The 14,358-nt window shown below is 70.3% G+C and carries 14 protein-coding genes; 6 read left to right on the top strand and 8 right to left on the bottom strand.

What is annotated here, in order from left to right; genetic code table 11:
* The first annotated feature begins 88 nt into the window (after nucleotides 1-88).
* Nucleotides 89-247, top strand: a complete 159-nt coding sequence (locus tag ABZV58_RS04015) for a hypothetical protein (protein WP_354998663.1) — start codon at nucleotides 89-91, stop codon at nucleotides 245-247.
* A gap of 9 nt (nucleotides 248-256) precedes the next feature.
* Here the strand turns inward: ABZV58_RS04015 and ABZV58_RS04010 are convergent, their stop codons facing one another.
* Nucleotides 257-1,153 (bottom strand): LysR family transcriptional regulator, encoded by an 897-nt coding sequence (locus ABZV58_RS04010; protein WP_354998662.1) that lies wholly within the window; start codon nucleotides 1,151-1,153, stop codon nucleotides 257-259.
* A 128-nt stretch (nucleotides 1,154-1,281) separates the two neighbouring features.
* On the opposite strand from ABZV58_RS04010, the gene ABZV58_RS04005 reads away from it, so the two are divergent.
* A complete protein-coding gene (locus ABZV58_RS04005; RefSeq protein ID WP_354998661.1) occupies nucleotides 1,282-2,112 on the top strand; it encodes an NmrA family transcriptional regulator in 831 nt (276 codons plus the stop codon).
* Nucleotides 2,113-2,424: 312 nt separating this feature from the next.
* On the opposite strand, the gene ABZV58_RS04000 is transcribed toward ABZV58_RS04005, so the two are convergent.
* The 6 genes from ABZV58_RS04000 to thiO form a co-directional block, all read right to left on the bottom strand.
* A complete protein-coding gene (locus ABZV58_RS04000; protein ID WP_354999026.1) occupies nucleotides 2,425-3,189 on the bottom strand; it encodes an adenylate/guanylate cyclase domain-containing protein in 765 nt (254 codons plus the stop codon).
* 578 nt (nucleotides 3,190-3,767) lie between these two features.
* The gene (locus tag ABZV58_RS03995) at nucleotides 3,768-4,568 is read right to left on the bottom strand and encodes an ABC transporter permease (protein ID WP_354998660.1); all 801 of its coding nucleotides are present in this window, start codon (nucleotides 4,566-4,568) and stop codon (nucleotides 3,768-3,770) included.
* Nucleotides 4,568-5,584 carry an ABC transporter ATP-binding protein gene (locus ABZV58_RS03990; RefSeq protein ID WP_354998659.1) on the bottom strand — a complete coding sequence of 339 codons (1,017 nt, stop codon included), beginning with the start codon at nucleotides 5,582-5,584 and terminating at the stop codon, nucleotides 4,568-4,570. Before ABZV58_RS03990 ends, ABZV58_RS03995 begins: the two co-directional genes overlap by 1 nt.
* A 95-nt stretch (nucleotides 5,585-5,679) precedes the next feature.
* Nucleotides 5,680-6,438 carry a thiazole synthase gene (locus tag ABZV58_RS03985; protein ID WP_354998658.1) on the bottom strand — a complete coding sequence of 253 codons (759 nt, stop codon included), beginning with the start codon at nucleotides 6,436-6,438 and terminating at the stop codon, nucleotides 5,680-5,682.
* On the bottom strand, nucleotides 6,431-6,649 hold the full coding sequence (gene thiS, locus ABZV58_RS03980) for a sulfur carrier protein ThiS (RefSeq protein WP_253813837.1): 219 nt from the start codon (nucleotides 6,647-6,649) through the stop codon (nucleotides 6,431-6,433). The genes ABZV58_RS03985 and thiS overlap by 8 nt, the downstream gene beginning before the upstream one ends.
* Complete coding sequence (gene thiO / locus ABZV58_RS03975) at nucleotides 6,646-7,743, bottom strand: glycine oxidase ThiO (protein WP_354998657.1); 1,098 nt, start codon at nucleotides 7,741-7,743, stop codon at nucleotides 6,646-6,648. Before thiO ends, thiS begins: the two co-directional genes overlap by 4 nt.
* A gap of 118 nt (nucleotides 7,744-7,861) precedes the next feature.
* Between thiO and thiE the strand changes: the two genes are divergently transcribed.
* Nucleotides 7,862-8,566 carry a thiamine phosphate synthase gene (gene thiE, locus ABZV58_RS03970; protein ID WP_354998656.1) on the top strand — a complete coding sequence of 235 codons (705 nt, stop codon included), beginning with the start codon at nucleotides 7,862-7,864 and terminating at the stop codon, nucleotides 8,564-8,566.
* Here the strand turns inward: thiE and ABZV58_RS03965 are convergent, their stop codons facing one another.
* Entirely contained in the window at nucleotides 8,567-9,241 is a 675-nt protein-coding gene (locus tag ABZV58_RS03965; RefSeq protein WP_354998655.1) for an NUDIX hydrolase, read from the bottom strand.
* Nucleotides 9,242-9,383: 142 nt separating this feature from the next.
* On the opposite strand from ABZV58_RS03965, the gene ABZV58_RS03960 reads away from it, so the two are divergent.
* The 3 genes from ABZV58_RS03960 (at nucleotide 9,384) to ABZV58_RS03950 (ending at nucleotide 14,345) form a co-directional block, all read left to right on the top strand.
* Nucleotides 9,384-10,760, top strand: coding sequence for a hypothetical protein (locus ABZV58_RS03960; RefSeq protein ID WP_354998654.1), 1,377 nt, complete (start codon nucleotides 9,384-9,386; stop codon nucleotides 10,758-10,760).
* 11 nt (nucleotides 10,761-10,771) lie between these two features.
* Nucleotides 10,772-11,752 (top strand): glutamate ABC transporter substrate-binding protein, encoded by a 981-nt coding sequence (locus ABZV58_RS03955; RefSeq protein WP_354999025.1) that lies wholly within the window; start codon nucleotides 10,772-10,774, stop codon nucleotides 11,750-11,752.
* Nucleotides 11,753-12,008: 256 nt separating this feature from the next.
* Nucleotides 12,009-14,345, top strand: coding sequence for a serine/threonine-protein kinase PknG (locus ABZV58_RS03950; protein ID WP_354998653.1), 2,337 nt, complete (start codon nucleotides 12,009-12,011; stop codon nucleotides 14,343-14,345).
* Nucleotides 14,346-14,358: the final 13 nt, after the last annotated feature.

The raw sequence follows: 14,358 nt of genomic DNA, 5'->3' as shown, positions 1-14,358 counted from the left end.
AAAAAATCAAGCGCGCGTGCTTGTTAATAGTTGAAGCAGGTCAGGCCCCTCCACAGGGGCAACCCAGGGGACCCAGCAGAATGGCCTCATGTCCACCGACCTCACCGTTGTCCTGCTGCTCGCCCTGTCCGGGTTCTTGATCGGCGGCGCGTACTCCACGTGGAAGACCTCCCGCCCGCTCTCCATCTCCCTCGCGGTCTGCGCCGTCCTCGCCGCAGGCGGCGCCATAGCCTGGGGCTTCGCGTAGCGACTGCGATCAGTCGAACCCCTTCTTCGCGGTGCGCAGTGCGGCCTCGTCGAAGGCGCGGATGCGGGCGGTCTCGCGGGCGGCGCGCCAGACGAAACCCCATTCGACCGGCGGTGCGTCGGCGATGGGCAGATAGACGACATCGGGGCGCAGGTAGAACTTGGTGACCTGGGCGCCGCAGACGAAGGCGCCGGCGCCTGCTCCGATCATGGTGAGGACTTCCTGGAAGGTGTGCGCGGTACGGCCGTGTGGGATCGGTCTACCGTTCGGGGTCTGCCGCGGGATGCGGTCGTCCAGCACCGACTGCGGCAGGCTGCTCGGCATCCGCAGCAGGGTGAACTCGGCCAGGTCTTCCAGTGAGATCGACTCCCGCCCGGCCATCGGGTGCTTCGCGGGGATGGCGAGCATGCGCCGATCGCTGATCAGCGTGGGCCCGGTGACCAGATCCGGTTCGTCGATAGGGCGGCTGATCAGCACCATGTCGTAGGCATCGCTGCGCCAGCCGTCCAGACCGTCGGTGATCTGCACCTCCCGGATGCGCACCTCCGCGCCCGGATGTTCGACCCGGAAGTTCTCCGTGGTGCGCAGAATCAACTGTCCGGCAGCGGCCCCCACGAAGCCCACCGTGAGGACGCCCTCGATGCCGCGGCCGGCATCGGTCGCGCGGCGCACCGCCTGCTGGATCTGTTCGTGACCGCGTCGCAGGTCGTCGCGCAACTGCCGACCGATGGGCGTGAGCGCGACGCGGCGGCTGGTGCGTTCGAACAAAGGCGCGCCGATGCGGCGTTCCATCCGCTGGATGGTCTGACTGATGCGGCCGGTGGACACCCGCAACCGTTCGGCGGCCCGGCTGAAGTGCAGTTCCTCGGCCACCGCCAAGAACGCCTCGATTTCGTTCCGTTCCAACACTTTTGCTCGCTCTCGATTGTTTAGTCGATGTGAACGACCGTTGCCGACCGTGTCGTTGTTACGGAGGCCGCGCGATCCGATGCTCGGAAGTGGCGATTGCTCGTGCCATTGCGAAAGGAAAAGTCATGAGCGGCAACACCAAACACACACTGGTTCTCGGCGGCACCGGGAAGACCGGCGGCCGGATCGTCGAACGCCTGCGGGCGCGCGGGGTGCAGGTGCGGGTCGGATCCCGATCGGCGCAGCCGCCGTTCGACTGGGACAATCCAGCCACCTGGGCTCCGGCGCTCCTGGACGTCGAGGCCGTCTACATCACCTTCCAGCCCGATCTCGCGGTCCCCGGCGCACCCGACACGGTGCGCGCCTTCGGGGAGATGGCCGCGACGGCCGGAGTGCGGCGGGTGGTCTTGCTGTCCGGCCGCGGCGAGGAGGAGGCGCAGGCGGCGGAAGAGCTGCTCGCACAGGTGCATCCGGGATTGACCGTCATCCGCTCCAGCTTCTTCGCGCAGAACTTCGACGAAGGCCACTTCGCGGAGGAGATCAAGGCCGGTCAGCTGGTACTGCCCGTCGGTGAGGTGGTGGAACCGTTCATCGATATCGATGACATCGCCGACCTCGCGGTCGCCGCCCTCACCGAGGACGGGCACGCCGGTCAGATCTACGAAGTGACCGGCCCGCGGCTGCTCACCTTCGCCGAGGCGGTCGCCGAGATCGCCGCCGCCGCAGGGCGTCCGATCGAGTTCGTGCAGGTCGCGCCGGAGGACTACGCGGCCGCGGCGCGCAGCCAGGGCCTGCCGGACGAACTGGTCGACTTCCTCATCTACCTGTTCACCACGGTGCTGGACGGCCGCAACGCCCACGTGACGGACGGCATCGAGCGCGGGCTGGGTCGCAAGCCGGGCGATTTCGCCGATTACGTGCGCAAGACCGCCGCCACCGGCGTCTGGAATGCGTAATAGCAAGTGCGACAATAGGTTCCTCCGCGCCGACCGCCCGGCGCTCGGCTGACCGGGTTCGAACCGCCGCTCACCAGACCGCTGGCGGTCGGCCGTCGATGAACCGTAACCGGGAGCCGGCGAACCGGCTGCGGGTCGCCTGAAATTCGGATACCACAACGCCCCGTCCGTCCGCCGATACGTGCGGTTCGGCCGGGGCGTTGTCGCATCCGACCCACTGATCGTCCATACGCCAGGTCGGCCATGACCGGGCGCAGGAGAACCGACACGGCCTCGACCTGGGATTCCGGTTTCCGCCAGCCAGGGGCTGACTCAGTTCCTCGATAACCGGAAGATGCGCAGGTCTTCCGGTACGCCACTGAGCGGGGCCGCGAAGAAACTGCGTCGGTAGGGCTTGACGGTCAAGCCCAGTTCCGCGAGTGTCTCCGGCTCCAGTGACCGGAGGGTGGCCTCGGAGATCATGGTGTTGCCGTTGCTGCCCGCCTCCATGACGCGCGCGGCGATGGTGACGTCGACGCCGAGCCAGTCGCCGCCGATCTCCCGCGGTGAACCGGTGTGCAGGCCCATTCGCATCCGCGGGCGATAACCGCGCAAATCGATGTCGGCCAGGTTGCGCCTGGCCTGTATCGCGGCGCGCACGGCGCGGTCGGCCGAAGGAAACACGGCCATGAGCCCGTCGCCCATGCGCTTCACCACCCGGCCGCCGCGTTCGGCGATCGGCGGTTCGATGGATTTGGCGACCTCACGCAGCAGTTCGAGGGTCGCCTCGTCGCCCGCCGTCAGCGACCAACTGGAGAAGGCGACCAGGTCGGTGAACATGACAGTTATTTCTTCGCTACCCTTGCCGCGGCCGACCCGCTCCAGCATGGCCTGCCAGACCTGGAGCGCGCCGAAGCCGATCTCGCGCGCCGCGCTCGGGGTGTCGCCCACCAGCTTGTCGGCGGCCCTGGCGACCGCGCGGGCGCCGCCCGGCCCGCTGACCGACAGCGGATCGCCGAAGGACGGGTCACCCGGAAGTTGTTCGCGCGCTTTGCGCAGCACCCCGATGAGGTCCGGCCGCTGGTTGGCCGCGTTCATCAGCGCGGAGATCTGCGCCTTGCGAAGAGGCGCCGAACGCCGGGCGCCGCCCGCCTCCTCGGCGGGCACCAGCGGAATCACGACCTCGGGTTCGACACCGCCGTTGTCCTCCGGCCGCGACCCAGGCTCGGCACCGCCGGAAGGTGTATCGCTCACGCCCCGAGCGTATCTCAGCCACACGGCCCGCTGCTGCCTACTCGCGATCGCCACCCGACACCTCCCGCCGCCTCCCGATCGGACGGAGCGACCATCCCGACCGGTTTGCAGACCGATAGCGAGATGGTTGCCGATTCCAAATTAATGCTACTGCTGGTATCAGCATTTCGGCAGTGACGGCGGGCACAGGGAGAGCAGGCCGGACGAGCCCGTCGTATCGCTCACCGAACGACCGAGGCCGGTAGGCACAAGCGCCACCGGCCCGGCGCCGAAGGGGGATTTCTCCGGGCGCCGGGCCGGTGGCCCGCACAGTCCGCCGGGCAGTGGCGGGCAGTGCTACCGGGTACGCGGACCTCCCGACAAGGTCGCGTCCCCCGAGCCCGAGCGGCGAGGGAGGGCAGCTCGGGCAGTCTTCGGTTTTCTCAGGCGTCGCGCTTGTTCACCACGACCAGGGCCGCGCCGAACACGATGGCGACGAAAGCCGCGAAGTAGAGCAGCGCGGGCCAGGCGCCCCAGTGCCACGGCAAGCCGGTGTCCTCGAGACCGAGGAAACGGTTCGCGTTCTGGAAGGGCAGGAACACCTGGATGTTGCGGCCGTACTTGCCGAACGCGCCGATGATCGGCTCGATCAGCACCGGCCAGACGATCAGCAGCGACAGCGCGCCCGCCGACTGGCGGATCAGGGCGCCGACGCCCACCGAGAGGAAGACGACCAGCGCGGCGAAGATCGGGACCGCGTAGAAGACCTTCAGGTCGCCGTCGGTCAGGCTGAGCTTGCTGCCGACATCGCTGTCGGTCAGCGCCTTCAGAATGAGGAAGCTGAGGAAGGTCAGGATCGCGGAGAGCACCGCGGCGCCGACCGCGATCATGCTCGCCTTGGTGACCAGCACCGTGGAACGGTGGGGCGCGGCGAGGAAGGTGGCCTTGATGGTGCCGAAGCGGTATTCGCTCGTCACCGCCAACGCGGCCAGGATCATGATCAGGATGTAGCCGAAGCCGGGAATGAACGAGACGCCGGTGATGCCGAGGCCCGCCATCACGTTCTCCGCGTACGGCGGTTCCGGCGCGATCGTCGGGTCGTCCTGGTAGGCGTTCATCGACACGTTCAGCAGCAGGCTGAACAGCGCCGTGATACCCAGGGCGAAGACCACCGTCAGGGCGGCGCACCACCAGGGCGACCTGGTCGAGGTGAGTTTGATTCGTTCCGCTGCCAACACGCCCATCAGAGCGCACCTCCCATCGCTGTGTAGGACGCGGCGTCCGCGGGTCCCTTCGTGGTTACGCCGGCTGCCGCCTCCGGGCCCGTCGCTCCCGCCGGATCGAAACCTTCGCCGTGGTACTGCACCGAACCACCCGTCATCCGCATGAACGCCTCCTCCAGCGAGGCCCGCTGCGGCGAGAGCTCGAACAGCGTGATGTCGTTCGCGCCCGCCAGCTTGCCGACCGCGTCGCTCGGGACGCCCGCCACCAGCAGCGCGGGTCCGTCCGCGCCCGCCCCGTCCTCACGGACGGTCATCCCGTTGGACGTGAGCAGGCTGCGCAGCTGGTCCAGCTGCGGGCTGCGCACCCGGACCGACTGTTCGGAGGCGCGCTCGATGAACTCGCGCGTGGTGGTGTCGGCGATCAGCTGACCGCGCCCGATCACCACCAGGTGCTCGGCGGTCTGCGCCATCTCGGAGAGCAGATGGCTGGAGACCAGCACGGTGCGCCCCTCGGCCGCCAACCGCTGCATGAACCGGCGGATCCACAGGATGCCCTCCGGGTCGAGGCCGTTCACCGGCTCGTCGAACAGCAGCACCTCGGGATCGCCGAGCAGGGCGCCCGCCAAGCCGAGCCGCTGCGACATGCCGAGCGAGAAACCGCCCGCGTTCTTGCCCGCGACCTCGGAGAGTCCGACCAGCCGCAGCACCTCGTCCACCCGGGACTTGGCGATGCCGTTGGACGCCGCGAGCCATTGCAGGTGCGAGCGCGCCGAACGGTTGGGATGCACCCACTTGGCGTCCAGCAGCGCGCCGACGGTTCGTAGCGGATGATCCAGGTCGTGGTACGGCTTGCCCTTGATGAGCGCGGTACCCGCGGTCGGCTTGTCGAGGCCCAGGATCATCCGCATCGTCGTGGACTTGCCTGCGCCGTTCGGTCCCAGGAAGCCCGTCACCTGTCCGGGTCGCACGGTGAAGGACAGATCCTGAACCGCGGCGGTCTGGCCGTAATGTTTGGTCAGGCCCCTCAGTTCGATCATGCCGTCCAGCATTCCGCAAAACCGCGGCTCGCGCGTCACTACAAAGACGTCAATCGCGTCATCCTTGCGGATGAGTCGCCCCTGAGTGCGTGGGTTCAGAGCTCCGGGGAGGACGCCTGAGCCCAGAAACGCTTGGGGATGCGGCCCGCCTGTCTGGCCAGGTAGCCCGCGCGCACGGCGTCGGCCATCGCGGCGGCCATCAGCTCGGGGTGCTTCGCCCGGGTGACGGCGGTGGCGAGCAGCACCGCGGAGCAGCCGAGCTCCATGGCGAGGGCGGCGTCGCTCGCGGTGCCGATGCCCGCGTCCAGGATCACCGGCACGCCCGCGGCGGCCACGATCATCTCGATGTTGTGCGGGTTGCCGATGCCGAGACCCGTGCCGATCGGAGCGCCGAGCGGCATGACGGCGGCGCAGCCCGCGTCCTCCAGGCGCCGCGCCAGCACCGGGTCGTCGGAGGTGTAGGGCAGCACGACGAACCCCGCGTCCACCAATTGCTCGGCGGCGCTGAGCAATTCGATCGGATCGGGCAGCAGGGTCCGCTCGTCGGCGATGACCTCGAGCTTCACCCAGTTGGTGTCGAGCGCCTCGGCGGCCAGCTGCGCGGTGAGCACGGCCTCGGCGGCGGTGCGACAGCCCGCGGTGTTCGGCAGCGGCATGATGTCCAGGCGTTTCAGCAGGTCGAGCACGCCGGTCCCGCCCGCGGCGTCCACCCGGCGCATGGCGACGGTGGTCAGCTCGGTGCCGGAGGCGACCAACGCCTCCTCGAGCACGGCGAGGCTTTCGGCGCCGCCGGTGCCCATGATGAGCCGGGAACCGAACTCGCGGTCGGCGATGCGTAGCGGCGCGTTACCCACCTTGAACCGCCGTCAGGACCTCGATGCTCCAGCCGCGGCCGACGGGCTCGTCCCAGCGCGACTTCGGGAACACCGCGCCGTCCACCGCCAGCGCCACGCCCTGACAGGGCAGCTCGAGGCGGGCCAAAAGCTCACGGACGGTGAGTGGTTCGGCGAATTCGTGATCCTGCCCGTTCACGGTGACGCCGATGGGGACGGATGTCGCGGTCATCGAACTCCTCCTGCGGTGGATAGGGACGACGCTCTCGGCGTCGTCGAAAAGCGTTGTGGATCGGCGGCTTCCGCTTCGGGCAGGACCGCGCCGGACAACAGGCTCAGTACCGCGTCGACGGTCAGCGGCACGGTGAGCATGCCGTTCCGGCCGTGCCCGGTGGCGGCGATCACCCGGTCGGTGAGCCTGCCGATCAGCGGCAGGTTGTCGGGGCTGCCGGGCCGGGAACCCGCGGCCGCCTCGGCCAGTTCGTATTCGCCGATGCCGGGCAGCACGGCCTCGGCGTCGGCGATCAGGTCGCGGACGCCCGCCACGGTCACGGCCGTGTCGAAACCCGCCTCGTATTGCGTTGCGCCGACGACGATTCCGTCCCGGCGCGGGACCAGATACACCGGCCTGCCGTGCACCCTGGCCCGGATCACCCGCCGCGGCGCGGGCGCGGCGCCCGGCCGATGGCGCAGGCGCAGGATCTCCCCCTTGACAGGTCGCACCGGAAGGTCCGGCCACAGCCGCGCCGAGGCGGCGCCGGCGGCGAGCACGATCTGGTCGAAGGCGAGCGCGTCGAGATCGGTGACCTCCTCGGCGCGCAGTTCGACGCCCGCGGCGGCCACGGCGTGCCGCAGGCCGTCGAGCAGGCGCCGGTTGTCGATGGCGGGTTCGGCCGCCGCCAGCAAACCCGCGCGCACGGTGCGCGCGAGCGCCGGTTCCAGTTCGCGGACGCCCGCGCGGTCCAGCACGCGCAGCTCGTGACCGTGTCCGCCGACCCAGTCGGCGACGGTGCGCAGATCGGCGGCATCGGCGCCGTCCAGCGCGACGGTCAGGGTCTCGTCGGCGACGAAGACCTCCGCGCCGGAGACGGATTCCAGCCGCGCCGCGAACTCCGGCCAGCGGGCGAGCGCGGCCGCGCCGAATTCCAGAACGCGATCCTCACCGGGCCAGCCCTCGGACAGCGGCGCCAGCATTCCCCCGGCTACCCACGAGGCGCCCGATCCGACGGCGGGATCCAACAGCGTGACCTGCCATCCCGCCTCGGCGGCCCGCCACGCCACCGCCAGCCCGATGGCGCCGCCACCGACGACGGCGAGAGTCCGCATTCTGTCCACCTACCTCATCCGCGGGGGGTACCCGGGCGCCATGTCAGCGCGCCGCGGCCGCCGCGCCCGACCCGCCTCCTGTTCGCATCCCCACGGTAGCGCGGCTACCGTCGAAGACGTGCAACCCTCCCTCCCGAACCGAACGCTGCCGCCACGGGAGCGCCTGGCCACCGCGCGGCTCTATCTGTGCACCGACGCCCGGCGCGAGAAGGGCGATCTGGCCAGGTTCGCCGAAGCCGCGCTCGCGGGCGGGGTCGACATCATCCAGCTCAGAGACAAGGGATCACCGGGCGAGGCCAAGTTCGGGCCGATGGAGGCCAAGGCGGAACTCGGCGCGCTCGCGGAGCTGAAGGCCGCCACTCGCAGGCACGGCGCGCTGCTCGCGGTGAACGACCGCGCCGATATCGCGCTGGCCGCGAACGCCGACGTGCTGCACCTCGGCCAGGGCGACCTCCCGCCCTGGTACGCGCGCCGCATCCTCGGACCGGACGTGGTGATCGGCCGCTCGACGCACAACAGGGCACAGGCCGGTCTGGCCGCCATCGATGAGCACATCGACTACTTCTGCACCGGTCCGGTGTGGTCGACGCCGACCAAGCCCGGCCGCCAGGCCGCGGGCATCGAGCTGATCCGCTCCACCGCCGACGCGCACCCGACCAGGCCGTGGTTCGCCATCGGCGGCATCGATCAGCAGCGGCTGCCCGAGTTGCTCGCGGCGGGCGCGGACCGGATCGTGGTGGTGCGGGCGATCACCGAGGCCCGCGATCCCGAGGCCGCTGCCCGCGAATTGAAGTCCGCGCTGCTCGCCAACAGCAGGACGTAGTCAGCCCAGGATCTGTCCTCTGGTCAGCGAGAGCACGGCGACGGGGGACGGTAGTTCTCCGGCTTCGGGTTCGTTCTCGGTGATCCGCGCGACGCCGCCCGGCCCTTCGGGATCCGAGTGCAGCCAGATGAATCCCTGGTCGGCGAGGTCGACGGTGCGCGGAAGGGCCGCGGCGAGGGCACGCGAGTCGTCGAGCTCGGCGAGGCTGGCGCGGGCCGGGACCGCACGCAAGGCGGGCCAGGCCACGGCGAAACCGGGATGCAGCGGCCGCGCGTCGACCTCGTCCTCCGGCACCCAGGCCAGTTCGACGCTCTCCCGGTTGGCGCTGGTCGGCAAGGTCATCACCGCGTCGGCGATCACCGTGGTGTAGGTCCAGCCGCTGAGCGCGGACGCCGTGATGCGTTCGGCGCGCACCCGGACGTCGACGGGATGGATGCCCGCCTCCTCCCAGGCTTCGCGCACCGCCGCGTGCACCGGGGTCTCGTGGCTGTCGCGGGCGCCGCCGGGCAGCGCCCAGGTGCCGCCCTGGTGACTCCACAGGGCGCGGTGCTGGAGCAGCACCGCCGAGCCACCCGCCGCGAGCGGCGCGCGCAGCAACAATCCGGCAGCGCCGAACCGCCCCCAATGCTTCAGGCCGTCCGGGCCTCGCGACCACCCGTCGCCGTCACCGCGCATCGCTAACCATCCTCATCCAGCCGTTGGCGTGTCCGCACCGCAGAGCGGACAGCAGGGGGTGTTCGACACGCCACGGCACCGGTAGGACCACAATAAACTGCGACGCAGGGGCACAGGTGGGACGCGGACCCGGAGGTGGACGATGGCTCGGACCGAGCAGCTGGCGGCCGGGCGGCCGCCGTCGGCCGCCGCCGAGCCCGCGCGCCTGCCGTTCGGCGCCGTGTCCGCCGCGACGGTCCGCGAGCACCTCGATCCCGCCAACCTGCGGTCCTTCGCGAATTCTTCGCCCGGCCGTCTGATCGCCATCGGATTGCTGCTCATCGGCCTGTGCCTGACCGCGGGGGCGGTGACCGCGTCGATGGTGAGCGATCGCCAAGAAGCGCTACGCATTCTGCTCGACGACACCGAGCCCGACGCGCACTCCGCGCACCGCCTCTACACGTCGCTGTCCATCGCCGACGCGGCCGCGAGCACCGCGTTCATCTCGGGCGGCGTCGAGCCGGAAGCGGTGCGCGACAGATACTCCCAGGCGGTCGGCGAGGCGGCGGCCGAGCTGGTCGCCCAGTCCGGGCACACCGTCGGCCACCCCGATCCTGGCGCGGATGTGCGGCTGCGCACCGGCATCGCGACCGAGCTACCGGTGTACGCCGGGCTGATCGAGGCCGCACGCACCAACAACCGCAGCGGGTATCCGGTCGGAGCGGCCTATTTGAGCGAAGCGTCGAACCAGATGCAGACCACCCTGCTTCCGATGGCCGAGGAGCTGCAAGACCACCGCGCCGAGGCCGTGAACGCGGCGCAGCGGGCCCACGTCCGTCCGCCGTGGATGGCCATCGGCTTGCTGATCCTCGTGCTCGCCGTGCTGGTCTGGGCGCAGACCCAGCTGGCGCGACGGTGGCGGCGCACCTTCAACGCCGGTCTGCTGCTCGCCTCCGCCGCGATGCTGGCTCTGTTGGCGTGGACGGTGATCGCCGGATCGGTCTCGGCCACTTCGATGATCAGCGGACGCGACGACGGCGCCGTGCCCGCTTCCCGGCTGATCGAAGGCCGCATCCTCGCCCAGCAGGCGCGCGCCGCGGAGACGCTGAAACTGGTGCGGCGCGATGCGACCGGCTACTACGACCGCACCTTCGACGCCGGCATCGCCCGCCTCGACGAGTTGCTCGGCGGCTACCCGCATGCGGCGCCCGCCACCGAGAGCGTCGCGAGTGCCCGTGCCGCGCTGGACCGTTGGCGCGCGTCGCACCACCGGATGAACGAAGCGCTCGCGCGTGGCGACTTCATCGGCGCGGCCGCGGTGGCCACCGGACCCGGCGCGGCCCAGTCGACGGCGCACGTCGAAGCGCTGGACCGCTCGCTCGGGGACGGCATCACCGATACGCGAAACACCTTGCGCGACGACATCTCCCAGGCCGTCCGGGTACTCGACTATCTCGCGACCGGCGCCATGGCGCTCGGCATCGTCGCCGCCGCCTACGTCGGCGTCGGTCTCTGGCCTCGATTGCGAGAATATCGATGAACACCGCACCGATGAGCACAGCGCGCGGCCTGTTGGCCGCAGCGGTCGCCGCCACCGCCTTCCTCGGTGGCTGCGCGGCCGGGCCCGACCCGGTCGACCACGCCACGATCGGCACTTACACCGAACCGCCGCTGCCCGCGCAAGCCAGCCCGCTGAACACCGACGCGCCGCTGCCGAGCGCCACCGAACCGGAGTGCGGCGACCCGACCGCCAGCCTGCGCCCCACCGGCTCCGGCCGCGCCGCCAGCGGGCCGAACATCGACGCCATCCGCGCCCGGGGCAGGTTGCTCGTCGGTCTGGACACCGGAAGCAACCTGTTCAGCTTCCGCGATCCGGTCAGCGGCACCATCGTCGGCTTCGACGCCGACATCGCCCGCGAGATCGCGCGCGATCTGCTCGGCAGTCCGGATCTGATCGAATTCCGCAGCCTCGCCTCGGCCGACCGCGAGAAGGTGCTCCAGGAACGCACGGTGGACGTGGTGGTCAAGACGATGACCATCACCTGCGAGCGCCGCGAAAAGGTCGCGTTCTCGACCGTCTATCTGCGGGCCGACCAGCGGGTGCTGGTCATGAAGAACTCCGGCATCACCGGCGTCGCCGATCTCGCGGGCAAGCGGGTGTGCGTGGTGAGCGGCACCACCTCGCTGGACCGGCTCCGACTCCAACAGCCCGCCGCCACCATCCTGACCGTGCCTACCTGGGCCGATTGCCTCGTCGTCCTGCAACAGCGGCAAGTCGACGCGGTGAGCACCGACGACGCGATCCTGGCCGGCTTGGCAGCGCAGGATCCGTACACCGAGTTGGTCGGCGACAGCATCAGCGCCGAGCCGTACGGCATCGGAATCCACAAGGACGCCGACGATTTGGTGCGGTTCGTGAACGGCACGCTGGAGCGGCTGCGCACCGACGGCACCTGGACCAGGATCTACCAGCAGTGGCTGGCGGTACTCGGTCCGACGCCCGCTCCGCCCGATGCCGCGTACCAGGACTGAGGCGATGACGACGCGATACCACCCCTTCCCGCGACCGGAGGACGACCGGCCCGCTGGTGGTTCCGTGTCGTCCGGGTCGGAGTCACGGGAGTCCGAGGCGCCGCCGACCATTCGCTGGTCCGATCCGGTTGCTCACCATGGTGAGGCCGGGTCGGTCTATGGCGCAGCGGATTCCGGCGAAGATTCCGGTACGACCAGTGCGTCCTCGGACTCCGAAGACGAGCACGCCCGGCCGGCCAGGCCCGGCGACGGTGGTATGCCGACCGAGGCGAGCGCGCCGGAAATCGCAGCGCCGCAATCGAACCGATCGGACGAGCCACCCGGCACCGTGGCGGTCGCGCCCGAGCCACCAGGCACCATGGCGGTCGCCCTGGAACCGCCCGGCACGACGGCCGCCCCGGCCCTCGACGAGACCCGGCGCTCCGAGCCGGATTCCGGTGGTGCATCGCGCACTTCGGGTCGTAGCGTGCGTACCGCACGTTCTCGGCCTTCGATGCGCAGGCTCGGCGGCGGCTTGGTGCCGATACCGGCGGTGCCGCCCGCGGATCCGATGTCGGCCGTGCTCACCGATCCGGTGGTGTCCGAGGGCAGGCGCTTCTGTTGGCGCTGCGGCAATCCCGTGGGCCGAGCCACCGCCGTGCGTCCGGCGACGACGGTCGGCACCTGCGAGACCTGCGAGGCGCCTTACGATTTCCGTCCGTCGCTGCACCCTGGCGACATGGTGTCCGGCCAGTACGAGATCCAGGGTTGCCTGGCGCACGGCGGACTCGGCTGGATCTACCTCGCCATCGACCGCAATGTCAGCGACCGGTGGGTGGTGCTCAAGGGCCTGCTGCACGCGGGCGACGCGGAGGCGCAGGCCGTGGCGGTGGCCGAGCGCCAATTCCTCGCCGAGGTCGCCCATCCCAGCATCGTCAAGATCCACAACTTCGTCGAGCATCCCGGTTCGGACGGCTCGCCCATCGGCTACATCGTGATGGAGTACGTCGGCGGGCAGTCACTGCGCGCGGTCCTGGACACCTTCGAACGGCCCGCGCGGATGCCGGTCGCCGAGGCGATCGCGTACGTGCTGGAGATCCTGCCCGCGCTGGACTACCTGCATTCGATCGGCCTGACCTACAACGACCTCAAACCGGACAACATCATGATCACCGAGGACCAGGTCAAACTGATCGACCTCGGCGCGGTCTCCACCATCGAGGCGTACGGAAACCTCTACGGCACCAGGGGTTTCCAGGCGCCCGAGATCGCCAAGACCGGTCCGACGGTGGCCTCCGACATCTTCACGGTCGGCCGCACGCTGGCGGTGCTCACCCTGAACATGCCCATGGAGCGCGGCCGCTACCAGGACGGAATCCCGGATCCCGCCGAGCATCCCGTGCTGCGACGCTACGAGTTCTTCCACCGGCTGCTGCTCAGCGCCACCGATCCCGACCCGGCGCGCCGGTTCGGCTCGGCCCGCGCGATGGCCGCGCAGCTGGCGGGCGTGCTGCGGGAGATCCTCGCGCTGGACACCGGCACCGAGCATCCCCAGTTGTCCACAGTGTTCAGTCCACAGCGCACCAGCTTCGGCACCGACGAACTGATCAGGCAGACCGACGCCTACGCCGACGGCATCGGCCGCAGCAGCCTGCTGCAAGCCTCGGAAATCGCCGCCGCGCTGCCGATTCCGCTGATGGACCCCGCCGACCCCTCCGCTCCCCTGCTCGCCGCCGCGGTACACCCGGAGCCGCGCCAAGCGCTGGACGCCCTCGAGGAGGCGCGGGATCGGGCGGCCGCCGACCCCGAGAACGCCCCCGAGACTTGGGATCTGGAGCTCTCGCTCGCCGAGGCGCGGGTGCGGCTGGACATGGGCGAGTCGGCGGCGGCGCTGTACCTGCTGTCCCGTATCCGGACCTACGACTGGCGCATCGACTGGTACACCGGGCTCGCGGAGCTGCGGGAGCAGAACTACGAGCGCGCCTTCGCGGCATTCGAGGCCGTGCTGCATGTGCTGCCCGGCGAGATCGCGCCCAAGCTCGCCCTCGCCGCCACCGCCGAACTCGTTTTGCAGCACTGGGATTCGCCGGATCCCGAGCAGTGGCGCGCCTACGCGGAGAAGTTCTACGGCACCGTCTGGCGCACCGACCGCGCGGTGGTGAGCGCGGCGTTCGGGCTGGCCAGGCAGCTGGCCGCCGCGGGCCAGGTCGAAGCCGCGGTGGACGCGCTGGACGAGGTGGCCACATCCGCGCGCTGCTACACCGTGGCGCGGATGACCGCGGTGCTGTTGCTGCTCACCGCGTCTTCGGTCGCCGAGCTCGACGAGTCGACACTGCACTTGACGGCCTCGCGGGTGCAGTCACTGCCCCCCGGTGAGAGTCGCACACCGCAGATGCGAGTGCTCGTCCTCGGCGCCGCCCTGGCCTGGCTGCAAGCAGGCAACACCCCGAAACACCCGAACGCCAAGCTCTTGGGCGCCACGTTCACCGAACGCGACCTACGCGACGGCACCGAATCCGGCCTCCGCGCCCTCGCCCGCCACGCCCCCGGCCGCAAACACCGCTACGCCCTCGTCGACCTCGCCAACTCCATCCGCGCCAAAACCTGGTTCTGACAGACCCGGCGCC

The sequence above is a fragment of the Nocardia sp. NPDC004654 genome (genome assembly GCF_040609595.1).
Lineage (GTDB): Bacteria > Actinomycetota > Actinomycetes > Mycobacteriales > Mycobacteriaceae > Nocardia.
The sequence above is the reverse complement of the archived record's forward strand: the minus strand, read 5'-3'. Positions and strand labels throughout refer to the sequence as shown.